Origin of the sequence: Microbacterium azadirachtae, from assembly GCF_000956545.1 — a bacterium.
Lineage (GTDB): Bacteria > Actinomycetota > Actinomycetes > Actinomycetales > Microbacteriaceae > Microbacterium > Microbacterium azadirachtae.
Map to the genome: position 1 here is coordinate 1 of NZ_JYIT01000082.1, position 24,059 is coordinate 24,059.

General features: G+C 71.8%; 23 protein-coding genes and 1 riboswitch. Of the genes, 8 read left to right on the plus strand and 15 right to left on the minus strand.

Features of this window, described 5'->3' with window-relative positions:
* Nucleotides 1-120: 120 nt before the first annotated feature.
* On the minus strand, nt 121-1,449 hold the full coding sequence (locus tag RL72_RS13060) for an amidohydrolase (RefSeq protein ID WP_052674410.1): 1,329 nt from the start codon (nt 1,447-1,449) through the stop codon (nt 121-123).
* 270 nt (nt 1,450-1,719) lie between these two features.
* On the opposite strand from RL72_RS13060, the gene RL72_RS13065 reads away from it, so the two are divergent.
* From RL72_RS13065 to RL72_RS13075, 3 genes are all read left to right on the plus strand, one after another.
* Nucleotides 1,720-3,171: a glyceraldehyde-3-phosphate dehydrogenase gene (locus RL72_RS13065; RefSeq protein ID WP_045251305.1), complete on the plus strand. Its 1,452-nt coding sequence runs from the start codon at nt 1,720-1,722 to the stop codon at nt 3,169-3,171.
* A 173-nt stretch (nt 3,172-3,344) separates the two neighbouring features.
* The gene (locus tag RL72_RS13070) at nt 3,345-4,013 is read left to right on the plus strand and encodes a response regulator transcription factor (protein WP_045251306.1); all 669 of its coding nucleotides are present in this window, start codon (nt 3,345-3,347) and stop codon (nt 4,011-4,013) included.
* A 31-nt stretch (nt 4,014-4,044) separates the two neighbouring features.
* The gene (locus tag RL72_RS13075) at nt 4,045-5,055 is read left to right on the plus strand and encodes a sensor histidine kinase (RefSeq protein WP_045251307.1); all 1,011 of its coding nucleotides are present in this window, start codon (nt 4,045-4,047) and stop codon (nt 5,053-5,055) included.
* Here RL72_RS13075 and RL72_RS13080 read toward each other — a convergent pair.
* Genes RL72_RS13080 through RL72_RS13090 form a run of 3 tightly spaced genes read right to left on the minus strand, consistent with a single transcriptional unit; the run spans nt 5,039 to nt 7,876 of the window.
* The gene (locus RL72_RS13080; protein WP_052674412.1) at nt 5,039-5,905 is read right to left on the minus strand and encodes an FAD:protein FMN transferase; all 867 of its coding nucleotides are present in this window, start codon (nt 5,903-5,905) and stop codon (nt 5,039-5,041) included. The two genes, RL72_RS13075 and RL72_RS13080, sit on opposite strands and share 17 nt — an antisense overlap.
* Nucleotides 5,902-6,447, minus strand: a complete 546-nt coding sequence (locus RL72_RS13085) for an FMN-binding protein (RefSeq protein ID WP_045251308.1) — start codon at nt 6,445-6,447, stop codon at nt 5,902-5,904. Before RL72_RS13085 ends, RL72_RS13080 begins: the two co-directional genes overlap by 4 nt.
* Nucleotides 6,448-6,466: 19 nt before the next feature.
* Entirely contained in the window at nt 6,467-7,876 is a 1,410-nt protein-coding gene (locus RL72_RS13090; protein WP_045251309.1) for a ferredoxin reductase family protein, read from the minus strand.
* A gap of 178 nt (nt 7,877-8,054) precedes the next feature.
* Here RL72_RS13090 and RL72_RS13095 point away from each other — a divergent pair, with 178 nt between their 5' ends.
* The gene (locus tag RL72_RS13095) at nt 8,055-9,125 is read left to right on the plus strand and encodes a winged helix DNA-binding domain-containing protein (RefSeq protein WP_045251310.1); all 1,071 of its coding nucleotides are present in this window, start codon (nt 8,055-8,057) and stop codon (nt 9,123-9,125) included.
* Between the two features lie 16 nt (nt 9,126-9,141).
* Here RL72_RS13095 and RL72_RS13100 read toward each other — a convergent pair whose 3' ends face one another.
* Complete coding sequence (locus RL72_RS13100) at nt 9,142-10,581, minus strand: helix-turn-helix domain-containing protein (RefSeq protein WP_045251311.1); 1,440 nt, start codon at nt 10,579-10,581, stop codon at nt 9,142-9,144.
* A gap of 110 nt (nt 10,582-10,691) precedes the next feature.
* On the opposite strand from RL72_RS13100, the gene RL72_RS13105 reads away from it, so the two are divergent.
* The 3 genes from RL72_RS13105 (at nt 10,692) to RL72_RS13115 (ending at nt 14,784) form a co-directional block, all read left to right on the plus strand.
* Nucleotides 10,692-12,560: a phosphoenolpyruvate carboxykinase (GTP) gene (locus RL72_RS13105; protein WP_045251312.1), complete on the plus strand. Its 1,869-nt coding sequence runs from the start codon at nt 10,692-10,694 to the stop codon at nt 12,558-12,560.
* A 191-nt stretch (nt 12,561-12,751) separates the two neighbouring features.
* Nucleotides 12,752-13,702: a hypothetical protein gene (locus tag RL72_RS13110; RefSeq protein WP_045251313.1), complete on the plus strand. Its 951-nt coding sequence runs from the start codon at nt 12,752-12,754 to the stop codon at nt 13,700-13,702.
* A 47-nt stretch (nt 13,703-13,749) separates the two neighbouring features.
* The gene (locus tag RL72_RS13115) at nt 13,750-14,784 is read left to right on the plus strand and encodes a S66 family peptidase (protein WP_045251314.1); all 1,035 of its coding nucleotides are present in this window, start codon (nt 13,750-13,752) and stop codon (nt 14,782-14,784) included.
* 6 nt (nt 14,785-14,790) lie between these two features.
* Here RL72_RS13115 and RL72_RS13120 read toward each other — a convergent pair whose 3' ends face one another.
* The 9 genes from RL72_RS13120 to RL72_RS13160 form a co-directional block, all read right to left on the minus strand.
* On the minus strand, nt 14,791-14,994 hold the full coding sequence (locus RL72_RS13120; RefSeq protein WP_082072387.1) for a transcriptional regulator: 204 nt from the start codon (nt 14,992-14,994) through the stop codon (nt 14,791-14,793).
* Between the two features lie 131 nt (nt 14,995-15,125).
* Nucleotides 15,126-16,583: an MFS transporter gene (locus RL72_RS13125; RefSeq protein ID WP_045251315.1), complete on the minus strand. Its 1,458-nt coding sequence runs from the start codon at nt 16,581-16,583 to the stop codon at nt 15,126-15,128.
* 213 nt (nt 16,584-16,796) lie between these two features.
* The gene (locus RL72_RS13130; RefSeq protein ID WP_045251316.1) at nt 16,797-17,159 is read right to left on the minus strand and encodes a hypothetical protein; all 363 of its coding nucleotides are present in this window, start codon (nt 17,157-17,159) and stop codon (nt 16,797-16,799) included.
* A 62-nt stretch (nt 17,160-17,221) separates the two neighbouring features.
* A complete protein-coding gene (gene ribH / locus RL72_RS13135) occupies nt 17,222-17,695 on the minus strand; it encodes a 6,7-dimethyl-8-ribityllumazine synthase (protein ID WP_045251317.1) in 474 nt (157 codons plus the stop codon).
* Nucleotides 17,692-18,981 carry a GTP cyclohydrolase II gene (ribA, locus tag RL72_RS13140; protein ID WP_045251318.1) on the minus strand — a complete coding sequence of 430 codons (1,290 nt, stop codon included), beginning with the start codon at nt 18,979-18,981 and terminating at the stop codon, nt 17,692-17,694. The genes ribH and ribA overlap by 4 nt, the downstream gene beginning before the upstream one ends.
* Entirely contained in the window at nt 18,978-19,646 is a 669-nt protein-coding gene (locus tag RL72_RS13145; RefSeq protein WP_045251319.1) for a riboflavin synthase, read from the minus strand. The genes ribA and RL72_RS13145 overlap by 4 nt, the downstream gene beginning before the upstream one ends.
* Nucleotides 19,646-20,695 carry a bifunctional diaminohydroxyphosphoribosylaminopyrimidine deaminase/5-amino-6-(5-phosphoribosylamino)uracil reductase RibD gene (ribD, locus tag RL72_RS13150; protein WP_045251465.1) on the minus strand — a complete coding sequence of 350 codons (1,050 nt, stop codon included), beginning with the start codon at nt 20,693-20,695 and terminating at the stop codon, nt 19,646-19,648. Before ribD ends, RL72_RS13145 begins: the two co-directional genes overlap by 1 nt.
* Before the next feature lie 52 nt (nt 20,696-20,747).
* Nucleotides 20,748-20,897: riboswitch (FMN riboswitch) on the minus strand.
* Between the two features lie 81 nt (nt 20,898-20,978).
* The gene (locus tag RL72_RS13155) at nt 20,979-21,854 is read right to left on the minus strand and encodes an Fpg/Nei family DNA glycosylase (RefSeq protein ID WP_045251320.1); all 876 of its coding nucleotides are present in this window, start codon (nt 21,852-21,854) and stop codon (nt 20,979-20,981) included.
* 57 nt (nt 21,855-21,911) lie between these two features.
* Nucleotides 21,912-22,481 (minus strand): GNAT family N-acetyltransferase, encoded by a 570-nt coding sequence (locus tag RL72_RS13160; RefSeq protein WP_045251321.1) that lies wholly within the window; start codon nt 22,479-22,481, stop codon nt 21,912-21,914.
* Between the two features lie 240 nt (nt 22,482-22,721).
* On the opposite strand from RL72_RS13160, the gene RL72_RS13165 reads away from it, so the two are divergent.
* Nucleotides 22,722-22,919: a hypothetical protein gene (locus RL72_RS13165; RefSeq protein WP_045251322.1), complete on the plus strand. Its 198-nt coding sequence runs from the start codon at nt 22,722-22,724 to the stop codon at nt 22,917-22,919.
* Nucleotides 22,920-23,032: 113 nt separating this feature from the next.
* Here RL72_RS13165 and trpS read toward each other — a convergent pair whose 3' ends face one another.
* Entirely contained in the window at nt 23,033-24,037 is a 1,005-nt protein-coding gene (trpS, locus tag RL72_RS13170) for a tryptophan--tRNA ligase (protein ID WP_082072388.1), read from the minus strand.
* Nucleotides 24,038-24,059 lie beyond the last annotated feature (22 nt).

The following is a 24,059-nucleotide window of genomic DNA, read 5'->3' on the forward strand; positions in this document are numbered from 1 at the left end:
GGTGTGGGTTGGTCCGTGAGGTTCTCGAAGGGACGGGGGTCGCTTCGAGTGCCTCAGCGACCGAAGGGGGCGCGGGGGTCGCTTCGAGTGCCTCAGCGACCGGGGCTCGGCGACCGGGGGTCAGCGGTCGGCGGCGAACACCGTGCGGCCGTCGACGATCGTGCGGGAGATCCCGATGGCGGCGATCGCGCGACCGGGCTCGGCGGGGTCCTCGTCCAGGACGGCGACATCGGCGACCTTGCCCACCTCGAGCGTGCCCTTCCAGGAGTCGGCGCCGTCCTGGCGGGCCGGGTCGACGGTCACGCGCCGCAGCAGCTGCTCGCGCGTGCCGGCGTCGTCGCGGTCGAGCAGGGCGAGCGAGGCGTCGAGCCCGACCCGCCAATCGGGCGTCGCGATCGGGGCGTCGCTCGTGATCGTCGTGAGCGTCCCGGAGGCGATCATCTCGTGCAGCGGCCAGGCCGCCGCGGCGCGGGCCGGGCCCAGCTGCGCGCCGGCCCAGGCGCGGGTGTGCTCGGCGATGAGCGGCTGCACCGCGAATCCGGCGCCGACCGCCCGCATGCGCGCGATCTGCTCGGCGGAGGCGAGGTCGGCGTGCACGACGTAGTGCGGGGCGGATCCGGATGCCGGCCGGTCCTCGAGCACACGGAGGAACTCCTCGATCGAGCGGTCGCCCGTGGCGTGCACCGCGACCTGCTCGCCGCATTCGAGCGCGAGCGAGATCATCCGCCGATAGGCGTGCAGCGCGCCGTCGGCGCCCCGCGGCAGCAGCGCGCCCGTCGTTCCGTCGGGGTAGGGCGCGCTGACCCAGGCCGTGCTCATGGGCGGTATCCCGTCGGCGAAGATCTTGACGCCCGTGACGGCGAGCCAGCGCAGATCCGTGTCCGGCTTCGGCGTGCGGATCCCGCGTTCGAAGGCCGCGAGGTCCGCCGTGCCGTCCAGCTCGCCGAACAGGCGCAGCAGGGTCACGCGGGCGGTCTGGGATCCGGCGCGGTGCAGCTCGAGGTAGGCGTCCATCATCGCCGTGCCGAAGCAGCCGGTCTCGCCCTCGTCCTCGCCGGGGCCGATCCCCGGCTCGGTGTAGCTCGTGATGCCCAGCTCGGCGAGCAGGCGCCAGGCGCGGCGAAGGGCGTCACGGCGCTCCTCCTGCGTGTGGACGAGCCGCCCGGACGGCTGCTCGTGCGGCGGGGTTTCGGAGAAGAACAGGTGCGGCCAGCGCGCGCCGAGCCAGGCGGCATGCAGGTGCGCGTCGTTGACCCCGGGGATCGCTGTGCGACCGTCGAGGTCGAGCGTCTGCGCCGCCCGGAGCCGGAGTGCGTCCCTGCCGGTGGCGACGATGCGGCCGGCGCGGACGGCGAGCGCGTCGACGACGGAGCCCTGCGCATCGAAGGTGCGGATCCGCCCGCCGTGGAGGAGGAGATCGGCCTCGTCGCCGCGCGGTGTCCCATTCATTATTCCACCAGTGTAGACGAAAACGAAGATGATCGAGGACGAGCGGATCCGGCGCGCCGCCGTGCGCGATCCACGGAGGATCCCGCGCAATTGCCTGGGCCGCCGAGGACATGTCGGGGCTCTGCTTCAGCCTGGCGTCAAGAAGCGCATTTCTTGCGACCCGGAATGGGCGGATCGGCGCGAGGCCGGCGCCTAGCCTGGGAGAGGGCGGATCCGCCCCTCCCGATTCCGCGCCACTCATCCCTGGCGCATGTGCTTGCAAGGACGCTGATGAACGACTTCGCCGCGCGCCGCGACGACTGGAAGGCCCGAGAAGAACTCGCCGAGCGGATGATCCCGCTGATCGGCGGCCTGAACCGCGAGCGAGACGTGGTGACGTCGCTGCACGGTCACCGTCTGCTGGGGCTGGGCACCACCGAGATCCTCGAGGTCCACGAGCGGGTCGCCGCCCTCGGCCACGATGAGCTGGCGCTCGAGGACACGCTTGCCGTGCTCGAGGCGCTTCGGCAGCTGTCGCCCTCGGCCGCCTCGCTCGACGTCGGCCGCCTCGCCGAGTCCGTGCAGGGGGACGTCGCGGGCCTCGTCGACCGGCTCCGCACCGAGCTCGCCCCGGCGCTGAGCGAGGCCTCCCCGGCCGAGCCGACCGATGTGGTGCTCTACGGCTTCGGGCGCATCGGCCGCCTGCTCGCGCGCATCCTCATCGCGCACACCGGCGGCGGCAGCGGACTGCGCCTGCGCGCGATCGTCGTGCGCAAGGGGGCCGAGAACGACCTCGTCAAGCGCGCCTCGCTGCTGCTGCGCGACTCCGTGCACGGCCGGTTCGAGGGCTCCGTCGACGTCGACGAGGAGAACTCGCAGATCATCGCGAACGGCACGCGGATCCAGGTCATCTACTCGGACGACCCTGCGGCGATCGACTACACCGCCTACGGGATCCACGACGCGATCGTGGTCGACAACACCGGCCGCTGGCGCGACGAGGCCGGCCTCAGCCGCCACCTGGAGTCGACCGGCGTCGCACGCGTGCTGCTCACGGCCCCGGGCAAGGGCGAGCTGAAGAACATCGTGCACGGCATCAACCACGACACGATCGAGGATGCCGACCGGATCCTCTCCGCCGCGTCCTGCACCACCAACGCGATCACGCCGGTGCTCAAGGCCGTCGACGAGGCGTACGGCATCGTCCGGGGGCACGTCGAGACCGTGCACTCGTTCACGAATGACCAGAACCTCATCGACAACTTCCACTCGGGCGATCGCCGCGGCCGCTCCGCCGTGCTCAACATGGTGATCACGGAGACCGGCGCCGCGAAGGCCGTGGCCCGCGCGCTCCCGGAGCTCGCCGGCAAGCTCACCGGATCCGCGATCCGCGTGCCCACGCCCGATGTCTCGCTCGCCGTGCTGCACCTCACGCTCGAGCGTCCGGCGGAGAAGGCCGAGATCAACGACTACCTGCGCCGCGTGTCGCTGCACTCCAAGCTCCGCCAGCAGATCGACTACGTCGAGTCGCCCGAGGTGGTCTCCACCGACTTCGTCGGCTCGCACCGCGCCGGCATCGTCGACGGCCTCGCGACGATCGCGAACGGCACCGACGTGATCCTCTACGTCTGGTACGACAACGAGTACGGCTACTCCAGCCAGGTCATCCGCGTCCTCGAGGTGATGGCGGGATCCCACCCGATCGTGCTGCCGGTGCGCCGCGAGGTGACCCTGCACGGCTGACCGGCCGCAAACCGTCCCCCTCCTTCCGTCTATTTCTGCCGAACTGCGGCTTTCGGGGCCCCGGAGCCGCAGTTCCGCAGAAATAGACGGATCCGGACGGATCCAGGGGGCGGCGCGTTTCTGGGCTTCGTCTTGGAAGCGGTGTGGTGCGATCCTGAGGACAGGAGGACCGCATGACCGACCCGCGACCTCGGCTGCTCTACGTCGAGGACGACGCCGCCATCGCCGAGATGACGCTCGAGGTGCTCGGCGACGCATACCTCGTCGACCATGTGACCGACGGGACGGTGGCGCTGCGCCGCGCGCTGGACGAGCGCTACGACGTGATGCTGGTCGACCGGCGCCTGCCGGGCATGGACGGAGCGAGCCTCGTCGGCGCGATCCGCACGGCGAGGATCACCACGCCCGTCCTCATGCTCACCGCCCTCGGCGCCGTGCCGGACCGGGTCGAGGGTCTCGATGCGGGCGCGAACGACTACCTCACCAAGCCGTTCGACTTCGACGAGCTGCTGGCCCGGCTGAGGGCGCTTCGCCGGGGGTTCCAGGCGGAGGGGCGGCGGAGGACGATCGGCGACTGGATCTTCATCCCGGACTCGTGGGTGGTGCATTCCCCGGCCGGCCTGCGGGTCTCGCTGACGGCCACGGAGGCGGCGTTCCTGGAGTTCCTCTCCGCGAGCCCGGAGCGCGTCTTCAGCCGTGAGGAGATCCTCCGCGGCGTCTTCTCCTCGGCGGACGGGGTCGGCACCGTCGACACCTACGTGCACTACATCCGGCGCAAGACGACGCCCGAGATGATCGACACGGTCCGCGGCCGCGGCTACCGCGCCGGGGATCCGACATGACCGAGCGCGGCATGGCTGAAGGGCGGGCGGCGTGAGCGCCTCGGCCGATCGCGCGCGCGTGCGGCGCTCGGCGCGTCAGATCGGACTGTGGACCGGCATCGCGTCGGCCGTCGTGATCGCGGCCGGCGTCGGCATCCTCGTCGCCGTGATCCTCGGGACGTCCCGGCCGCAGGGCGGGGATCCGGTGTCGGCGGGGTCGAGGCCGGGCGGCTTCGAGCTGCGGGATCCCGACCATGTCGTCGTCGACGTGGATCGCGTGCTGCCCTGGGTGATCGTGCTCGGGATCCTGGGCGTCGCGGTGCTCGGGATCATCGCGTGGCTCACCGCCCGCCGGGCCGTGGCCCCGCTGGAGGTGGCGCTGCAGGCGCAGCGCGATTTCGTGGCCGATGCGAGCCACGAGCTGCGCACCCCGCTCACGGCCCTGTCCAGCCGGGTGCAGATCCTCCAGCGCCGCGTCGCCCGCGGCGAGGACATCGGCGACGCCCTCGGCCGGCTGCGCAAGGACGCCGCCGCGATGGACGACATCCTCACCGAGCTCCTCCTCGCGGCCCAGGCCGACCAGGAGCCGGTCGAGCAGGCGGTGTCGAACCCGGCCGACGCGGCGCGGGAGGCGATGGAGCTGGTCCGGCCGATCGCAGACGGCGCGGGCGTGAACCTGGAGGCCGGGAGCCTTGCCGAGCTCGCCGTCGCGGTGCCCGCCGTGACGCTCACACGCCTGTGCACCGCGCTGCTCGACAACGCCGTGCAGCATGCCCCGAACGGTACGGCGGTGGCGATCTCCGCGGTCGCCGTCGGCGCGGCGGTCGTCGAGGTGCGCGTGACGGACCAGGGACCCGGCGTCCCCGCGGGTGAGCGGGATCGCATCTTCACCCGGTTCGCGCGCGGGCCCGAGACGGGGCGCCGGCGCGGCTTCGGCCTGGGGCTCGCGCTGGTGCGCGACGTGGCGACGCGCTACGGCGGATCCATCGCCCTGGAGAGCACGACGGCGGCGGGCACGACGTTCCTGCTGCGCCTTCCCGCGGCGGTCAGCCGCCGACGGTGAGGAGCGCGTCCGCGGACGGGCCGACTTCGACGCCGTGCGTCCACCGCCGGATCCGGCCGTCCGGTGCCTGGATCATCCCGGACGTGTCCGGTGCCTGCCGCAGCCAGCTCAGGTCGTCGAACCCCGCCACCACCGCGATCGTGGCCCAGGCGTCCGCGTCGCTCAGCCGCTTCGCCATGACCGTCGCGGTGGCGGCGTCGGCGACCGGTGCGCCGGTGCGCGGATCGACGATGTGGGCGCCGCGCTCCCCGGGGCCGGAGGTCGCGACCGCCCCGTCGCGGAGGGGCATGCGCGCGCGCAGCGCGCCGGGACGCCGCGCGTCGACGATGCCGACGTCCCAGGTCCAGTCCGCCCCGGGCGCGGTGTGCAGCTGCATGTCGCCGCCCGCGGAGAGCCCCGCGGCGACCACCCCCTCTTCCGCGAGCAGCGGCGTCAGGTGCGCCGCGGCGCGCTCGACCGCCCAGCCCTTGACATAGCCGGTCGGATCGAACCAGCCCTGCCGTGCGGCGTCGAAGCGTCCGCCGCTCGCCGCGGCGAGGCGGATGCACGCGTCGAAGACCTCCCGCACCAGCGGATCCGCGTCCTCGAGACACAGGCCGCCGTCGCGCAGCCGCGAGATCTCCGAGTCGGAGCGGAACGGCGAGAACAGCGCGTCAAGGCGGCGGAGCTCGTCCAGCGCCGCGTCCTGGGCCGCGGAGATCCGCTCGGCCGCCCCGTCGGCGGGGGAGCCGACGGTCAGCACGTGCGCGCTCGCGACCGTGCCCATGAGCTCGGCGGTGCGGACGTGACGGTGCGGGGACGCGAGCGGGCGCGCAGGGGAGCGTCGTCCGGACGCGGGAGCGGCGCTCATGCCTTCGCCTGGTCGATCGCGCTCTGCAGCGACTGCGTGTACCCGTCCGACGTGAAGGTCGCGCCCGACACCATGTCGATCTGCGCGTTCTGGGCGCTCTTGGTCTCGGAGATGAGGATCGGGATCGCCTGCGCGTTGATCTCCTCGTCGCGGCGCTCGGTGTTCGGGTACTGCGGCACCGAGACGTCGGTGATCTGTCCGCCGGACACCGTGATCGCGACCTGGACCGCGCCGTAGCGGGTGTCGGCCGCCTGGCCGGTGAACGTGCCGTCCTTGAGTCCGCTCGTCGTCGTGGATCCGCCGGACGAGGATCCGGACGTGGAGGATCCGGACGCAGAGGTTCCGGACGGTGCGGATGCGGAGGTCCCGGTCCCCGAGGCGGACGGCGCGCTCGTGCTCGTGCCGCCGGACGTGCCGGTCGTGGTCTTGGGCGCGATGCTGCCTGCAGCGGTCGGGGCGACCGCTTCGAGCGAGGTGCGGTAGCTGAACAGCAGCACGAGCCCGGTGAGGGTGGCGAGGACGGCGTAGACGATCTTCTTCATGATGTTCTCCTCGTGCGTCTCAGACGGCGAACGCTTCGCTGTGGATCCGGGATCGTGCGACGCCCGCCCGGCGCAGATCGGCGCGGATGCTCTCCATCCAGGGGATCGGGCCGCACAGGTACACGTCGTAGCGGCTCAGGTCGCCGGCGATGCGCTGCAGCAGCTGCGCACCGTCCCACTGCGCGTGCGTCGCGGGCACCCAGCTCGTGCCGGTGCCCCCGCGCCGGCCGTGCAGCGTGTAGTGCACGAGCCCGCGCTCGACGGCGAGCCGGTCGATCTCGGCGCGGCGCAGGCCGTGCGCGGCCGAGTGGTCCCGGGTCAGCAGGATCGCCTCCCCGGGGGCGTACGCCTCCGATTCCAGCAGGGCGACCAGCGGGGCGACGCCGGCTCCCGCGCCGATCATCAGGAGCCGGGATCCGCTGCGCCGTTCACCGGTCATGTGGCCGTAGGGGCCCTCGACCATGACGCGGGTCCCGGGGCGGAGCTCGGCCAGCCGGTCCGTCCCATCGCCCACGCGGCGGGCGGAGATCACCAGTTCTCCGCCGGCCGGATCCGCGGCGAGCGAGAACGGGTGGCCACGCGTCCAGCCCGGGCCGTCGAGGAAGCGCCAGACGAAGAACTGGCCGGCGCGGGCGCCGAGCCGGTGCACCGCGCGCCCGGCGACGCGCACCGAGACCCCGTCCTGTCCGTCGGCGGTGACGGCGACGACGCGGAGCCCGTGGCGGGCGCTGCGGATCAGCGGCACCGCCCCGCGGAACCACAGGACGCCCGCAGCCGTGACGCCCCACAGCGCCCACCAGTAGACGGTCGCGCCGGGGGAGGCGGTGAAGTCCGCCCCGGTCCACAGCATGTGCGGGATCGCGAGGCCGACGCCGAGGTAGCCGTACAGGTGCAGCAGGTGCCAGGACTCGTAGCGCAGCCGGCGCCGGGCGCGGCGGATCGAGGTGACCACCACCAGGATCAGCAGCCCGGTGCCCGCGGTGGCGAGGAGCATCCCCGGGTAGTCCCACACGAAGTCCCACGCCTGGACGAGCACGTCGGTGTGCGACGTGATCGCGTAGCCGGCGGTGATCAGCACCAGGTGCGCGATGAGCAGCCAGAACGACCAGAACCCGACCAGCCGGTGCAGACGCGTGATGCCGTCCCTCCCGAAGCCGCGTTCGAACACCGGGATCCGGGCCATGAGGAGCACCTGGTACAGCAGCAGGTTGGCCGAGACGAGTCCCGTGAGGCGTCCGAGCGTGGTGAGGGAGTCGCCGTCGAGCGCGAGCAGCGATTGCACGCCGGCGCCCGCCACCCAGAGCGCGAGCACGAAGAGGCTCGTCGCCCAGATCAACGTCACCGCGGCGAGGCGCCAGCGCTCCGGCTGCGGTCGGCGCAGCGGTGCAGACCGCCGGGTGGCCGGGGCGAGGGTGGTGAGGGTTGCCATGGCACCATCGTCGAGGCCGTGCTGACAGAGAAGTCCAAGAATCGGGGTCCTTGAGCGCAGTCATAGCGAACTCATCGGAACGGCCGGGGATCCGTCTCGTGGCAGGGACCGGGCCTGCGACCGATCGTGCTTCGGGCCGCCGTCGATGGATGTCCGTCCGGCGCGGCATCATGGGGGCATGACGGCACTCCTGCGCGAACGGCTGCGCTCGCATCGGCTCACCGCCCCCGCCCGCACGCCCGTGGCCGCCGCGCGGCACATGCTCGCGGTGCAGGCCCAGGAGTTCCTCGCCGGCCGGTGGGCGCTCGGCGTCCGGTCCTCCGGCGCGCCCACGCTCGCCGCCGTCGACGCCGCGTTCGACCGCGGCGAGCTGGTGCGCACGCACACGATGCGGGGCACGCTGCATGTCATCCCCGCCGAGGACGTGCGCTGGGTGCTGTCCGTGACCGGCGACCGGCAGCTCCGTCAGGACGCCTCGCGCCAGCGCCAGCTGGGCATCGACGACGCGCTGGTCGCCCGGGTCGAGGCCGCGTTCCGGGAGCGGCTGGCCGGGGGAGGGCGCACCAGGGCGCAGCTGTTCGACGACCTCGTCGAGATCGGCGTCGACCCGTCCGGTCAGCGCGGCGTGCATCTCATCTACGCCCTCAACGTGCGGGGCGTCCTCGTGCAGGGGCCGGTCGTGCATCGCGACGACGCGGTCTCGCGCGAGCAGCTCTTCATGCTCGCCGAGGAATGGATCCCCGAGAGCGTCCCGCCCGCGGATCCGCTCGCGGAGTTCTTCGTGCGCTTCATCGACGGGCACGGCCCCGCCACCGTCGACGACTTCGCCTGGTGGTCGGGGCTGCCGATCACCGTCGCCCGCGAGGCCGCGGAGCGCGGTCGCGCACGCGTGACGGAGCAGGACGACGGAGTCTTCGTCGGCGCGGTCCGTCCGCGGCGAGCGGCGGGCGCCGACGATGCCGCGACGCTCGCGCTGCCGATGTTCGACGAGTACTACATCTCCTACGCCGACCGGTCATCCGTGGCATCGCCGGACAGCATGGCGCTGATCGGGCCCGGCAAGAACGGCATGGTGCGTGCGAGCCTGCTCACCGCGGGGCGCATCGCCGGCGCGTGGATGCATTCCGCGGCGGTCGGCCGGCACCGGGAGGATCCGGTCGCCGAGCTCTTCGACGAGGAGCAGGCCCCGGATCCCGGCGCCGTGGCCGCGGCCCTGCGCCGCTACGCCGACTTCGTGTCGGTGCACTGAGGCAGGGCGGTGCCTCCTACTGCGCCGCGTGCCGATCCAGGAACGAGTACACCTCGTTGTCGTCGACGCCCGGGAACGCGCCGCGGGGGAGCGGCGAGAACATGTGGGTGTGCACGCGTGCGCTCGGCCACGCCTTGTGGCTCCAGCGCTCCGCGATGCCGGCAGGAGGGCGCCGGCAGCACGCCTCGTCCGGACAGGTCGACTGCGCGCGATCCGTGGTCTCCCGGCCGCGCCACCAGCGCGCGTCGTCGAACGGCACGCCGACCGTGATCGAGAACCCGCCGCCATCGGTGGATCCGGTCTGCGTCGAGCACCAGAACGTGCCGGACGGCGTGTCCGTGTACTGGTAGTGCTCGGTCGTGCGGTTGCGCTGGCTGAAGGCGGCGCGAGCCGAGAACTTGCGGCACACGGTGAGGCCCTCGACGGATCCGGTGACGTCCATCGGCAGCGGGAGGTCGTCGTTCTCGTACACGCGGGTGAGGGCGCCGGACTCGTCCACGCGCAGGAAGTGCAGGCGCATGTCGAGGTGGGTCGTCATGAGGTTGGTCATGCGCATGCCCGCCGCCTCATGGGTCACGCCGAACGCGTCCCGGAAGTCCTCCACGGCGAGGTTGCGGTCCTTCTTCGCCTGCTGCAGGAAGGCGACACCGGCGGTCTCGGGGATCAGGCAGCACGCGGCGTAGTAGTTGATCTCGAGCCGCTGCTGCAGGAAGTCCGCGTAATCGGTGGGCGGGGTGTGCCCGAGCAGCCGGTGCGCCATGGCCTGCAGCGCCATCGAGCGCAGTCCGTGGCCGCCGGGGATCGAGGCCGGCGGCAGGTAGATGCGTCCGTGCTCCAGGTCGGTCACCGAGCGGGTGGAGTGCGGCAGGTCGTCGACGTAGAGCAGCTCGAAGCCGAGCTGCTCGGCCATGATGCTGACCGTGCGGTGCGTGAGCGCTCCGGAGGAGTGCCCCGCGGCCCTGAGCTGCTTCTCGGCGAGCGCCTCGATGTCGGGCAGGTGGTTGTCCAGGGCGCGCATCTTCAGGCGCAGCTCCGTGTTGGCGCGACGGGCCTCCTCGGGGGTGGCGATGGCCTCGCGCTCACGGCGGTGCAGTTCGCGGTGCAGTCCGAGGATCGACTCGATCGTCTCGTCCGGCATGCCCTTGCTCACCCGCACCGGGGCGATGCCGAGCTGGCGGAACACCGAGCTGGACTGCGCCCGGTCGAGCTCGATCTCCAGGGCGGCGCGGCGGTTCGGCGGCTCGCCCGAGATCAGGTCGCTCACCTCGGTGCCGGTCGCGTCGGCGATCGCCTGGAGCAGGGAGAGCTTCGGCTCGCGCTTCCCGTTCTCGATGAGGCTGAGCTGCGATCCGGCGACGCCGACCGCGGCGCCCAGCTCGTCCAGGGTCATGCCGCTGCGCGTGCGGTGGTGACGGATGCGGTGTCCGAGGGTCGTGAGCTCGAGTCCTGAGGCCATGGAATTGATACTAGCGAAAGAAACCATGTTCTTGATGCCGGCTTTGGCTCAAAGAGTGGCGATAACTGGCGCAAGATGGGTTCAACGCCCCGACCTTTAAGGAGCAGACCATGGCAATCGCCGAGACCTCCACCCCGCGGACCTCCCCGCTCGCTCTCGTGCGCGAGTACGGTGCGGCCCCCGAGTACGACACCCCGGCCTTCGCCGAGCTGTCGGCCTGGGTCGAGGAGATCCGCGCGCTGACCCAGCCCGACCGCGTGCACTGGGTCGACGGCTCCGCGGCCGAGAACGACGCCCTGCTGCACGAGCTCGTCGACGAGGGCAAGCTCATCAAGCTCAACCCCGAGTGGCGTCCCGGGTCCTACCTGGCCCGCTCGCACCCGAGCGACGTGGCGCGCACCGAGGCGCGCACCTTCATCGCCTCCGGCCAGAAGATCGACGCCGGCCCGACCAACAACTGGGCGGACCCCGCCGAGATGCACGCGAAGATGACCGAGATCTTCGAGGGCTCGATGCGCGGCCGCACGATGTACGTCGTGCCGTTCTCGATGGGTCCCGTCGGCGGCCCGATCTCGCAGATCGGCGTGCAGATCACCGACAGCGCCTACGCGGTCGCCTCCATCGGCATCATGACCCGCGTCGGCACCGCCGTCGTCCGCCAGATCGCGGAGGGCGCGCCGTGGGTGCGCACCGTGCACTCGGTCGGCGCTCCGCTCGCCCCGGGTGAGGCGGACACCACGTGGCCGTGCAACGACGAGAAGTGGATCGTGCACTTCCCCGACACGCTCGAGGTCTACTCGTTCGGCTCCGGCTACGGCGGCAATGCGATCCTCGCCAAGAAGTGCTTCGCGCTGCGCATCGCCTCGGTGCTCGCCCGCGACGAGGGCTGGATGGCCGAGCACATGCTGCTCATCCGCGTGATCTCGCCCGAGGGCAAGGCCTACCACGTGGCCGCGGCCTTCCCGTCGGCGTGCGGCAAGACCAACCTCGCCATGCTCCGCCCGACGATCCCGGGCTGGAAGGTCGAGACGCTCGGTGACGACATCACCTGGATCCGTCCGGGTGCCGACGGCCGCATGCGTGCGATCAACCCGGAGGCGGGCTTCTTCGGCGTCGCTCCCGGCACCGGCGAGTCCACCAACGTCACCGCCGTGGAGACGCTGTGGGGCAACACGATCTTCACGAACGTCGCGCTGCGTCCGGACGGCGATGTGTGGTGGGAAGGCTTGACCGACGAGGCGCCCGCCAACCTCATCGACTGGGAGGGCAACCCCTGGACCCCGGAGAGCGGTCGCCCCGCGGCGCACCCGAACTCCCGGTTCACCGTCTCCGCCGCCCAGTGCCCGCAGATCGCGGAGGACTGGGAGGATCCTGAGGGCGTGCCGCTCGACGTGATCCTGTTCGGCGGACGTCGCGCCACCAACGTCCCGCTCGTCGTCGAGGCGACGGACTGGAGCCACGGCGTGTTCCTCGGCGCGACCATCTCGTCCGAGCGCACGGCGGCGGCCGAGGGCACGGTCGGCGAGCTGCGCCGCGACCCGTTCGCGATGCTCCCCTTCTGCGGCTACAACATGGGCGACTACTTCGCGCACTGGCTGAAGATGGGTCGCGCGGTCCGGTTCGACAAGGCGCCGCGGATCTTCCAGGTGAACTGGTTCCGCCGCGGTTCCGACGGCCGGTTCCTGTGGCCCGGATTCGGCGACAACGCGCGCGTCATCGACTGGATCATCCGCCGCATCGAGGGGCAGGTCGACGCGGTCGACAGCCCGATCGGCCGCCTGCCCCGCATCGAGGACCTCAACCTCGAGGGCGCGCAGGTGAGCGACGAGGATCTCGCCGAGCTGTTCAGCGTCGACACCGCGTCGTGGAGCCGTGAGGCAGACTCGACCGAGGAGTTCTTCGCCACCTTCGGCGACCGTCTCCCCGCAGCGCTGACGAGCGAGCTCGCCTCGCTGCGCTACCGTCTCGCGAACGCCTGAGACGCGATCCGGCTCCTCCCCCGCCCCGAGGATCTCGGAGACGCGGGGGAGGAGCCGGGTCCACCAAGACCCGCGGCGGCGGGATGTCAGGGACGAAAAGCTGAGTGGTCCCCGGCATCCTGCCGCCGCGTTCGTGTGCGCCGGTCCTCGAGAGTGCCCGCGGGGCGCGGTCCCGCGGGTAGCGTCGCATCATGGACGTCATCGAGTACCTGATGGAGGGGGATCCCGCGATCCGCTGGCAGGCGATGCGGGATCTGGCCGATGCGGCGCCCGAGGCGGTCGCCGTGGAGCGCGCACGGGTCGCGGACGAGGGCTGGGGTGCGCGCCTGCTGGCGCTGCAGGCCGAGGACGGGCTGTGGGACGGCGGTGTGTACCGTCCGGGCTGGGTCGATCGGGAGCGTCCGATGTACGACGCCTGGACGGCGACGCACTTCAGCCTCCAGCAGCTGGCGGACTTCGGTGCGGATCCCGCCGATGCGCGTGTGCGACGGGCGATCGGCCGCGTGCGCGACCACGTGCGCTGGGATCAGCCCGGGGCGCCTGCGTACTTCGACGGCGAGACGGAGCCGTGCGTCAACGGGGTCGTGCTGACCGTCGCCACCGCCTTCGGCGAGCCGGGCGACACCGTTGTCCGGACGCTCCTCGACGGCCAGCTCGCCGACGGCGGCTGGAACTGCCGGGCCGAGTACGGGGCGGAGGTCTCGTCGCTGCACTCGACGATCTGCGTGCTCGAGGGGCTGCGGGACTGGGAGCAGGCGACGGGCGGCACGGTCAGGTCGCGGGCCGCGCGTCTGGCCGGCGAGGAGTACCTGCTCGAGCGACGCCTGTTCCTGAGCCGGCGCACCGGGGCGGTCATCGACCCCCGGTTCACCATGGCGTCCTACCCGGTGCGGTGGTACTACGAGGTCGTGCGCGGGCTGGAGTACCTGCGACGTACGTACCCGGAGCCCGACCCCCGCTGCGAGGAGGCGCTCGCGCTGCTGCGCTCCGCTCGCCGTGCGGACGGGCGCTGGACGCTGGCGAACGAGCACTCCGGTCCCACGTCCTTCGCCATGGAGGGCGAGGAGGAGGGCCTCCCCAGCCGTTGGGTCACCCTGCGTGCCCTCCGCATCCTGCGCTGGGCCGGCGACCCGATCGGGTGAGGGTGTCCCGGTCGGGTGCGAGCACGCCGCCCGCCTAGGCTGGGGCGATGCTCCTCCCGCCCAAGGCCCGCCCTGGCGATCGGGTCGCCGTCCTCTCGCCCGCGTTCGCGGCGCCGGCGGTCTCGGTCCCCGTCCACGAACAGGCCCTGCGCCGGCTGGAGGAGCTCACCGGGCTGATTCCGGTCGAGTTCCCCACGACGAGGATGCTCGGGGCGTCGGCGGAGGCGCGCGCGGCCGACGTGAACGCGGCCTTCGCCGACCCCTCGATCCGGGCGATCATCGCCACGATCGGCGGCGACGACCAGATCCTCGTGACCCCGCACCTCGATGCGGGCGCCGCGCAGGCGGATCCCAAGCCGTTCCTGGGCTACAGCGACAACACCAACATCCTCAACTGGCTGTGGCGCAACGGGATCGCGGGCTTCTACGGCGGCTCGACCCAGGTGCACCTCGGTCCTGGGCCCGCGGTGGACCCGATCCATGCCCGCTCGCTGCGCGCAGCACTGCTCGACGGCGGGCGGCTCGAGCTCGACGAGCCGGGGGCGTCCGAGGACTTCGGCGTGCGCTGGGAGGATCCGGCCGCGCTCGTCCGGTTCGGCGACCGCGAGCCCGCCGACCCGTGGACCTGGGCGGGGCCTGCGGTCCACCGGGCGGGTCCGACGTGGGGAGGCTGCGTGGAGGTCCTTTGCCAGCTCGCCCTCGCCGATCGGTTCCCGCGGACGGAGCTGCTGGATGACACGATCCTGCTCCTGGAGACGAGCGAGCGGCTGACACCCGCATCGGCGGTGGCGGAGCAGCTCCGCGCCTACGGGGAGCGGGGGCTTCTGGAGCGCGTCGCGGGCGTCGTGGTCGCGCGGCCGCCGGCGAGCACGCACGAGGTCATCCCGGAGGCGGGCGAGCGGCGCAGGATCCGCGCTGAGCAGCGCGATGCCGTGCTCGCCGCGATGGAGCGCTACAACCCCGATGCCGTGGTGTGCATCGGCGTGCCGTTCGGGCACACCCGGCCGCAGTGGATCGTTCCGTACGGCGGCGCTGTCGCGCTGGACGGCGCCGCGCGCCGTGTCGTGGCCGACTACGCGTGAGCCGCCTCAGCGCCGGCCGAATCGGCGATGCGCGGCCTGCCGGGTGGTGCCCAGCGCGCTCGCGATCGCCTGCCACGAGTAGCCTGCCGCACGGGCGCGGCGCACCTGCACCTCCTCGGCGCGGGCGATGTCGCGACGCACCGCGACCAGTCGGTGCAGCTCGGCGAGCGGCTCGCCCTGGGGATCCAGATCGTTCGCCGTCCTCATCATGATGACCTCCTGGTGTCAATGCTTGTTGACGCCGCGAGATCTGTCAATCGATGTTGACGGTTTCCCTTTCGCCTGCGGCGGACAGGATCCGTCGGCGGATCCCGAGCGCCGCGCAGCGAGGGCGGCCCCGATCAGGGCAGCGTGGGCACGCCCAGGTCGTCCTCGTAGTCGTGGTCCTTGGTCTCGGGGATGAGGATCAGGGCGATGAGCGTCAGCACGGCCATGGCCGAGAGGTAGATGCCCACGAGCACGGGCGAGCCGTCGGCGAGCTGCCACAGCCACACCGCGATCAGCGGCGCCACGGCGGCGCCGAGGATCGACGAGACGTTGTACGCGACCGCGGAGCCGGTGTACCGCACATTCGTGGGGAACAGCTCGGGCAGCAGCGCGCCCATCGGCCCGAACGTCGTGCCCATGAGCAGGAAGCCGAGGATCAGGAACGACTGGGTCAGCACCGCGGCGAACGGCTCACCGGCGTGCCGCCCGAGGAAGAGCGGGAAGGTGAAGCCGAAGAGGATGATCGCGACCGTCGTCCAGATCAGCAGCGTGCGCCGCCCGATCCGATCCGCCCACGGACCGGACAGCAGCGTGAAGATCCCGAAGAACACGACGCCGATGATCTGCATCACCACGAAGTCGGTGTAGCCGAACCCCTGACCCGGGTAGAACTGCGCCGCGAACGCGGCCGGGTCGAACGGGGCGCCCTTCGCCTCGGCCGCCTTCTGCGCCGCGGCGGACGCGATCTCGACCGACCACGGCTTCGTGCCGAACGACAGCGTGAAGTTCGTCATCAGGTAGAACAGCACATAGGTCGCCAGCATCACGAACGTGCCGAGGATCAGGTGCTTCCAGTGATGGCGGAAGACGGTCGCAAGCGGCAGCTTGCGGATCGTGCCCTTGACCTCGGCGCGCTTGAAGGTGTCCGACTCGACGAGCTTCAGCCGCACCCACAGCCCGATGATCACCATCACGGCCGAGAACAGGAACGGCACCCGCCAGCCCCAGCCGAGGAACGCCTCCGACTTCTGCGTCGGATCCGAGGCGTGCGGCAGCAGGGCGTTGATGATCAGGAACAGGCCGTTCGCGATGATGAAGCCGAGCGGCGCCCCCAGCTGCGGGAACGAGCCGTACCAGGCGCGCTTGCCCTCCGGGGCGTTCTCCGTGGCGACGAGCGCGGCGCCCGACCACTCGCCTCCGAGCGCGAATCCCTGCGCGAGACGCAGGATGAGCAGCAGCAGCGCCGCCCACCAGTTGATCTGCTGGAACGTGGGCAGCACGCCGATCAGGAAGGTCGCGATGCCCATCGTGAGCAGCGAGGCGACGAGGGTGGCCTTGCGGCCGTAACGGTCGCCGAAGTGGCCGAACACCATCGCGCCGATCGGGCGGGCGATCATCGCCGCGCCGAACACGCCGAACGACGCGAGCAGCGCCGTGGTGTCGTTCCCGGTCGGGAAGAACAGGATGGGGAAGACCAGCACCGCCGCCGTCGCGTAGACGTAGAAGTCGTAGAACTCGATCGTCGTGCCGATGAGGCTCGCGAGGATCACCCGCGATCGAGGATTGGCGGGTGCGGTCGTGGCGGTGCTCATGCAGTCCTCCGGTCGGTACGTCGATCACGCTCGCCGGGCCCCCCAGCAGCGCGGCAGCACGGGGGAGTCTACGCCCGGCGTTCAGCCGATCCACAGGCGGACACGCGACCACCGCGGAGTATGACGACGAGGACGTATGCGCCTTGTCGGATGAACGACGAACGCGGGACCCGGATGACCGGATCCCGCGTTCGACGAGGTGGTGCGCGGTGCTCAGTGCCAGAAGAACCCCAGCCCGGCGTTCAGCAGGGCCAGGATCCCGACCGTCCAGAACATGCCGCCAGGAACGGTCTCGCCGCGCTTCTGGCGACCCATGCCGATGCCGAGCAGGGCGCCGATGATGATCAGGACCACGAGCTTCACCGTGATCTTGATGTAGAAGCTCATCCCGGGCGTCCAGTCGATGCCCCAGGGGGCGGCGAGCGCGAGGCCCGCGACACCGGCGATCGCGAGGCCGATGTTCATGAGCTGCGTGAACTGGCGCTTGCCCCCGAACGCCTGGGCCAGCCAGGCGCCGAACAGCGTGGCGAAGCCGATCAGGTGGATGAAGACGACGATCTCGCGGAGGGTCTGCATGAGCACAGGCTATGCCCGCGTCCGCCCCCCTCGCCAGGCAGGCTCGCCTCAGCCGCGGGCGCTCAGCCGCGCAGCGACCGGATCACCTGGGCGGTGCGCAGCGCGGCGTCCGCCGCCTCGGCACCCTTGTCCTCCTTGGAGCCCTCGAGCCCGGCGCGGTCGAGACCCTGCTGCTCGTCGTCCAGCGTGAGCACGCCGAAGCCGACGGGCTTGCCCGCGTCCAGCGAGACCCGGGTGAGGCCGTCGGTGGTCGCCGCCGAGACGTACTCGAAGTGCGGGGTGCCGCCGCGGATGATCACGCCGAGCGCGACCACGGCGTCGGCGCCGCCGGCGAACGCCGCCTGCGCCGCCACGGCGAGCTCGAACGATCCCGGGACGCGCACCAGACGGTGGTTCGCCCCGGTCTCCTCGAGCACCCGCTGGGCGCCGGCGATCAGGCCGTTCGTGATCGTCTCGTGCCAGGTGCCGGCGACGATGACGACGTTCAGGCCGCTCGCGTCGAATCCTCCGGTGGTCGGTGCTCCCGCGCCGCTCATGCGTGCTCCTCTGCGTTGTCGGCCGTGTTGGCGGCCAGGGCGGCGGCGAGCTCGGACTCGCCGATGATGTGGCCCATGCGGTCGCGCTTGGTCTCGAGGTACTGGTGGTTGTTGGGGCCGACGCCGACGATCAGGGGAACCTGCTCGATCACGTCCAGTCCCAGCTGGCGCAGCTGCGCGACCTTGTCGGTGTTGTTGGTCAGCAGCCGCACCTTCTTGACCCCGAGGTCGCTGAGGATCCCGGCCGCCGCCGCATAGTCGCGGGCGTCCGCGGGCAGACCCAGGGCGAGGTTCGCGTCGACCGTGTCGAGCCCCTCCTCCTGCAGCGCATACGCGCGCAGCTTGTTGATGAGGCCGATGCCGCGTCCCTCGTGGCCGCGCATGTAGATGACGATGCCGCCGTCCTGCTCGATGGCGTCGAGGGCGGCGTCCAGCTGGGGGCCGCACTCGCACTTCAGCGAGCCGAACGCCTCGCCGGTCAGGCACTCCGAGTGCACGCGTACGAGCGCGGTCTCGGTGGGCTCGCCGGAGACGACCGCGATGTGGTCGGTGCCGGTGATGCGGTCCTTGTAGGCGAGGAAACGGAACACCCCGTGCGTGGTGGGAACGGTCGCGTCCGCGCGCAGGCTGACCCGGCGGCGCGTGTTGCTCGCGACGCAGTCGGCCTCGTCCCGCGGGTCGACCTCGTTGAGGTGCGCGACGAGCTGCTCGATCGTGATCACCGGGATCCCGTCGCGCTCGCCGAGCTCCAGCAGACCGGGCAGGCGCATCATGCTCCCGTCCTCGGCGACGACCTCGGCGATCGCGCCGATGGGGCGCAGCCCCGCGAGACGCATCAGCTCGACCGCGGCCTCGGTGTGCCCGCCGCGCTGACGCACGCCGCCGTCCACGGCGCGCAACGGCAGCACGTGACCGGGGCGGATGAGATCGGACGGCGTCGACGCCGCGTCCGCGAGCACGTTCAGGGTGCGGGCGCGGTCGGCGGCGCTGATGCCGGTCGTGACGCCGCTCGCCGCGTCGACGCTGATCGTGTACGCGGTGCTGCGGGCGTCCTCGTTGGCCTCGACCATGGGCGGGAGGTTCAGCGCATCGGCGATGTCGGCGGGCATGGGCGCGCACAGGTAGCCGGAGGTCCAGCGCACCGTCCACGCGACCCATTCGGGGGTCGCGAGCTCGGCGGAGAGGATCACGTCGCCCTCGTTCTCGCGGTTCTCGTCGTCCGCGACGAGCACGGGGCGTCCGGCGCGGAGCGACTCCAGCGCCTCCTCGATGGTGGAAAGGCTCATCGCGAGCCTCCTTCCGTTGTGACGGCGCGGTCGGCGCCGGGGACTGCGGGGTCGCCCGCGGCACGGAAGGCGAGCAGGCGCTCCACGTGCCGGGCGAGGATGTCGGTCTCGAGGTTCACGCGGTCGCCGACGGCGCGGGTTCCGAGCGTGGTGGCGGCGAGGGTCTCGGGGATCAGGGACACCTCGAACCACGCGGCGTCCGCGGCCGGCGCGCTTACGGCGCTGACGGTCAGCGAGGTGCCGTCGACGGAGATGGATCCCTTGTCCACGACGAGCGGTGCGAGGTCGCCGGGCAGCGAGATCCGCAGCACGCTCCACTGGGCGCCGGGTCGCACCTCGAGCACCTCGCCGACGCCGTCGACGTGGCCCTGCACGATGTGCCCGCCCAGCCGGGCGCCGACCGGCATGGCCTTCTCGATGTTGACGCGGGTGCCCACCGTCGCGCCGCCGATCGCGGCCACGTCGAGCGTCTGCTTCATGACGTCCGCGTCGAACGTCTCGGCGGTCGACGCGACCACGGTCAGGCACACCCCGCTCACGGCGATCGACTCGCCGTGCACCGCGTCGGACGCGGCCCGGGGGGCGCGCACGGTCAGGCGCCAGCCGTCTCCCTCGGGCGTGATCGCCGTGATCTCGCCGATCTCCTCGATGATTCCGGTGAACATCAGGCGTCTCCTTCGTTCCGGGATGTGTTCTCGCCCGACGTCAGCGGGCGGGCGATCGCCAGCAGATCCGGGCCCAGCGGCAGCCACTCGTCGACGACGAGCCGGTGCGCCTCGTCGATCGAGGTCACGCCGATGTCGGTGAGCGCGAGCCGCGGGCCGCCGAGCAGGACCGGGGCGACATACGCGAGGACCTGGTCGGCGAGGCCGGCCGCGACGAAGGCGCTCGCCAGGGTCGGACCCCCCTCGACGAACACGCGCTGGACGCCGCGTTCCCGCAGCTCCGCGAGCACCGCGTCGAGCTCGTGACCGGAGTAGAACAGGGGGGCGTGCGGGTGCCGGCGCACGGCCGCGTCGGCCGGTGTCGTCCGCGAGCCGATCACGACGGGGATCGGCTGATGGGGGAGCAGTGCGTCGCCGTCGCGCGCGGTGAGCGCGGGGTCGTCGGCGAGCACCGTGCCGGTGCCCACCACGATGGCGTCCGCGGCGGCGCGGCGGCGGTGCACGTCGGCCCGTGCCTCGGGGCCGGTGATCCACTGGCTGGATCCGTCCGCCGCGGCGGCGCGGCCGTCCAGGCTCTGCGCCCACTTCACGGTGACGTGCGGGCGCCCCAGGCGCTGCACCGTCAGCCAGTCGCCGATGAGCGCCTCCGCCGCATCGGCCTGCTCCCCGGACTCGACATCGATGCCGGCCGCGCGCATCCGCTCTGCGCCGCCGCCGGACACGACTCCCGGATCGTCCAGCGCGTACACGACGCGGGCGACGCCGGCGTCGATGAGCGCCTGTGCGCAGGGTCCGGTGCGGCCCGTGTGGTTGCAGGGCTCGAGCGTGACCACGGCGGTGGCGCCGCGGAGCTGTTCCGGGGCGAGCTTCGAGAGCGCGTCGACCTCGGCGTGCGGCGTGCCGGATCCGCGATGCCACCCGTCGGCGAGCATCTCGCCGCTCGGGGAGAGGATCACGGCGCCGACCTGCGGATTCAGGCCACGGGGTCCGCGGCGCGCGACCTCGAGAGCGTGCGCCATCGCTGCGCGCTCTGCCGCTGTCGCCGTCATGTCGCCTTCTTCGTCCTTGTTCAGGGAGTCGGGGTCGGGCGCACGACGATCGTGCGTGCTTCCTCTCATCCGGACTCGCAAGCTCTCGCTCGCATCACCGTCGGTCCCGGAATTCCACCGGATCGGCCTCGGATCCCGGTCGGATCCTCGGTTCGCGGACTGTCACCGCCGGTTCGGATTCTCACCGACCCCGGAGCACGTTGTGTTGCTCTCAGCTTAGTCAACGCGCCGGTTCCGGTTTCATTCCGGCGGATGCATCTATGACGTCCCATGTCGCGGTCGGCTACTTCAGCAGCCGGGACAGTCGCCGGTCCGCGAGCACCTTGCCGCCGGTCTGACAGGTGGGGCAGTACTCGAGCGAGCGGTCGGCGAAGAACACGCTGCGCACCGTGTCGCCGCAGACGGGACAGGCCTCGCCCCGGCGGGCGTGCACCTGCATGCCGCGCCTCTTCGCGTCCTTGAGGTCGGCCGGCGGCTTGCCGCTCGCGGCGGCGACGGCCTCGCGCAGCGTGGTCTGCATCGCGTCGTACAGCCGCGTCACGTCGTCGTCGCCGAGGCCTCCGGCGGGCGCGTACGGCGACATCCGGGCGGCGTGCAGGATCTCGTCGGAGTAGGCGTTGCCGATGCCGCCGATCACGCCCTGGTCGCGCAGCAGCCCCTTGATCTGCGTGCGCCTGCCCTCGAGCAGCGCGGCGAACGCGTCACGGGTGAACGCCGGGTCCAGCGGATCCGGCCCGAGCCGGGCGATTCCGGGGACCTCGGCCGGATCCCGCACGACGTACACGGCGAGGGACTTCTTCGTGCCGGCCTCGGTGAGGTCGAACCCGCTGCCGTCGTCGAACGCCACGCGCAGCGCGATCGGAGACTTCCCGGGCCGGATCAGCGTGGTCGGCAGGGCGTCGTACCAGCGCAGCCAGCCGGCCTTGGCGAGGTGGAACACGAGGTGCAGCCCCGGCTCCGCGGCGCTCTCCAGCGTCAGATCCAGGTACTTGCCATGCCGCGTCGCCGCGCGGACAGTGGACCCGGGCAGCGCCGTCACCGGCGGGTCGTAGGTCTTGAGCGCGGAGATCGCCGACACGGACGCGCGCGTGACCTTCAGCCCGACCGCGCGCTCGGCGAGGAAGTCGACCAGCCCTTGCACCTCTGGCATCTCCGGCATGGGAACATCCTGCCACCGGAGGACGACATCGGGGCCGCCGACCGGGACCGCGGCCGGTCAGCCGAGGTCGATCGGCCAGTCCACCGGCGTGCGGTCGTCGGTGCGCAGCAGCCCGCCGCTCCATCCGTCGTCCCGCCCGCGCGGACCGGCCAGTCCCTGGCGCAGGAGACCCTCATAGCGGAACCCGAGCGCCCGGGCGCTCCGCGCCGAGGGGACGTTGCCGACCACCGCGCGCCACCGGATGCGGGCCAGGCCCAGCTCGGCGAACCCCCAGTCGATGACGGCACGGGCCGCCTCGGTGAGGTACCCGCGGCCGCGCGCCGGCGCGGCGACCCAGTAGCCGAGCTCGGCATCGCCGCCGGTCGGGTGATCGACGATGTGGTGCAGGCCGATGGATGCGACGAGCTCGCCGTCGGCGTATGCCGCCCACACGGTCTCGGATCCGTCCTCCCACCACTCGCCGATGAGGCGGACGAAGTCCTCGGCGTCGGCGCGGACGTAGGGGCTCGGCACTGTGGTCCACCGCGGGATCTCCGGATCCTGGCACGCCGTCGTGATCGCGTCGACATCGGCGGACGTCGGGGCGTGCAGGATCAGGCGGGGTGTGCGCAGCTCGACCGGTTCCATCGGCCCAGCCTAGGCCCCGCCGCCGGCTCCCCTGGTGGCTGTCCCGACCACCCGCGTACACAACGCAGGAGAAAAGGGGTCCAACTCCCGGATGAGTCCGGGCAGGGACCTGATCTCCTGCGTTGTGTTCGCGCGGGGCCGCTGACCAGGACCTCCTGCACAGATCAGGCCACGGAGCAGTTGTCCACCGATCACGTGAGGGCGCCTCCATGTCGGTGCGCGCACGGGAACGATCGCCGTATGGCTGACGTCGACGCGTTCGGGATTCCGCTGGACCGCTCCCTCTCCGGGTGGGCCCCGCAGGAGCGGGATCGATGGCGCGACCTCGCGCTCGCTGCACGAGGGCATGTCTGCATCCGGCCCACCGCCAGCATGGTCCTCACCACGCCCCGCGTGCTCACGGATGCCGTCCGGGCTCTTCTGGCCCTTCGCCGCTGAGGCGGAGAGACAGAACGCAGGAGAATCGGCGCCGAAGGGCCCCGGATCGCCGGAGGGGAGTCGAATCTCCTGCGTTGCGTCGGTGCGCGGGCGTGCAACCCACGGCACCGGGCTCAGACGCGGCGGAGCAGTCCGACCCGGTCGTACACGTCGGCGAGGGTCTTGTCGGCGACCTCGTCGGCACGGGCGGCGTTGGCCGCGAGGATCCGGTCCAGTTCCGCCGGATCGGCGAGCAGCTCGTTCGCGCGCTCACGCACCGGGCCGAACTCGTTCACGACGACCTCGGCGAGGCCCTTCTTGAAGTCGCCGTAGCCGCGTCCCGCGTACTCGTCCTCGATCGACGCGATCTGGCGGCCGGTGAGGGCCGCGTAGATCGTGAGCAGGTTGGAGACGCCGGGCTTGTTCTCGCGGTCGTAGCGCACCGAGCCCTCGTTGTCGGTCACGGCGCGCATGACCTTCTTCGCCGACTTCGCCGGATCGTCCAGCAGCCACAGCACGCCGGCGTCGGACTCGGCCGACTTCGACATCTTCGACGTCGGGTTCTGCAGGTCGTAGATACGCGCCGTGTCCTTCTGGATCACGGGGATCGGCACCACGAACGTCTCTCCGAAGCGCGAGTTGAAGCGCTCCGCGAGGTCGCGCGTCAGCTCGACGTGCTGCTTCTGGTCGTCGCCCACCGGCACGACGTCGGTCTGATACAGCAGGATGTCCGCGGCCATCAGCACCGGGTAGGTGAAGAGCCCGACCGAGGTCGCGTCGGCGCCGAAGCGCGAGGATTTGTCCTTGAACTGCGTCATCCGGCCGGCCTCGCCGAAGCCGGTGATGGTGCTGAGGATCCAGGCCAGCTCGGCGTGGGCACGCACATGCGACTGCACGTACAGCGTGGACTGCGAGGGCTCGATGCCGGCGGCGATGTACTGCGCCGCGGTGCGACGGGTCTTCTCGCGCAGCTCGGCGGGATCCTGCGGCACGGTGATCGCATGCAGGTCGACGACGGAGAAGAACGCGTCGTAGGAGTTCTGCAGTTCCCGCCACTGCAGGAGCGCCCCGATGTAGTTGCCGGCCTGGAGGGAGTCGGCGGAGGGCTGCATTCCGGAGTAGAGGCGGGGCTTGGTCACGAACCAATCCTACGGGGACGGC

Bases quoted from the DNA above. Each gene is read 5' to 3' on its own strand.
- RL72_RS13060 (WP_052674410.1), bottom strand. From the start codon at position 1,449: ATGAATGGGACACCGCGCGGCGACGAGGCCGATCTCCTCCTCCACGGC.
- ribH (WP_045251317.1), bottom strand. From the start codon at position 17,695: ATGAGCGGCGCGGGAGCACCGACCACCGGAGGATTCGACGCGAGCGGC.
- RL72_RS13155 (WP_045251320.1), bottom strand. From the start codon at position 21,854: ATGCCGGAGATGCCAGAGGTGCAAGGGCTGGTCGACTTCCTCGCCGAG.
- RL72_RS13065 (WP_045251305.1), top strand. From the start codon at position 1,720: ATGAACGACTTCGCCGCGCGCCGCGACGACTGGAAGGCCCGAGAAGAA.
- RL72_RS13080 (WP_052674412.1), bottom strand. From the start codon at position 5,905: ATGAGCGCCGCTCCCGCGTCCGGACGACGCTCCCCTGCGCGCCCGCTC.
- RL72_RS13100 (WP_045251311.1), bottom strand. From the start codon at position 10,581: ATGGCCTCAGGACTCGAGCTCACGACCCTCGGACACCGCATCCGTCAC.
- RL72_RS13070 (WP_045251306.1), top strand. From the start codon at position 3,345: ATGACCGACCCGCGACCTCGGCTGCTCTACGTCGAGGACGACGCCGCC.
- RL72_RS13160 (WP_045251321.1), bottom strand. From the start codon at position 22,481: ATGGAACCGGTCGAGCTGCGCACACCCCGCCTGATCCTGCACGCCCCG.
- RL72_RS13110 (WP_045251313.1), top strand. From the start codon at position 12,752: ATGGACGTCATCGAGTACCTGATGGAGGGGGATCCCGCGATCCGCTGG.
- RL72_RS13115 (WP_045251314.1), top strand. From the start codon at position 13,750: ATGCTCCTCCCGCCCAAGGCCCGCCCTGGCGATCGGGTCGCCGTCCTC.
- ribA (WP_045251318.1), bottom strand. From the start codon at position 18,981: ATGAGCCTTTCCACCATCGAGGAGGCGCTGGAGTCGCTCCGCGCCGGA.
- RL72_RS13095 (WP_045251310.1), top strand. From the start codon at position 8,055: ATGACGGCACTCCTGCGCGAACGGCTGCGCTCGCATCGGCTCACCGCC.
- RL72_RS13145 (WP_045251319.1), bottom strand. From the start codon at position 19,646: ATGTTCACCGGAATCATCGAGGAGATCGGCGAGATCACGGCGATCACG.
- RL72_RS13130 (WP_045251316.1), bottom strand. From the start codon at position 17,159: ATGCAGACCCTCCGCGAGATCGTCGTCTTCATCCACCTGATCGGCTTC.
- RL72_RS13125 (WP_045251315.1), bottom strand. From the start codon at position 16,583: ATGAGCACCGCCACGACCGCACCCGCCAATCCTCGATCGCGGGTGATC.
- RL72_RS13105 (WP_045251312.1), top strand. From the start codon at position 10,692: ATGGCAATCGCCGAGACCTCCACCCCGCGGACCTCCCCGCTCGCTCTC.
- RL72_RS13090 (WP_045251309.1), bottom strand. From the start codon at position 7,876: ATGGCAACCCTCACCACCCTCGCCCCGGCCACCCGGCGGTCTGCACCG.
- RL72_RS13085 (WP_045251308.1), bottom strand. From the start codon at position 6,447: ATGAAGAAGATCGTCTACGCCGTCCTCGCCACCCTCACCGGGCTCGTG.
- ribD (WP_045251465.1), bottom strand. From the start codon at position 20,695: ATGACGGCGACAGCGGCAGAGCGCGCAGCGATGGCGCACGCTCTCGAG.
- RL72_RS13120 (WP_082072387.1), bottom strand. From the start codon at position 14,994: ATGATGAGGACGGCGAACGATCTGGATCCCCAGGGCGAGCCGCTCGCC.
- RL72_RS13165 (WP_045251322.1), top strand. From the start codon at position 22,722: ATGGCTGACGTCGACGCGTTCGGGATTCCGCTGGACCGCTCCCTCTCC.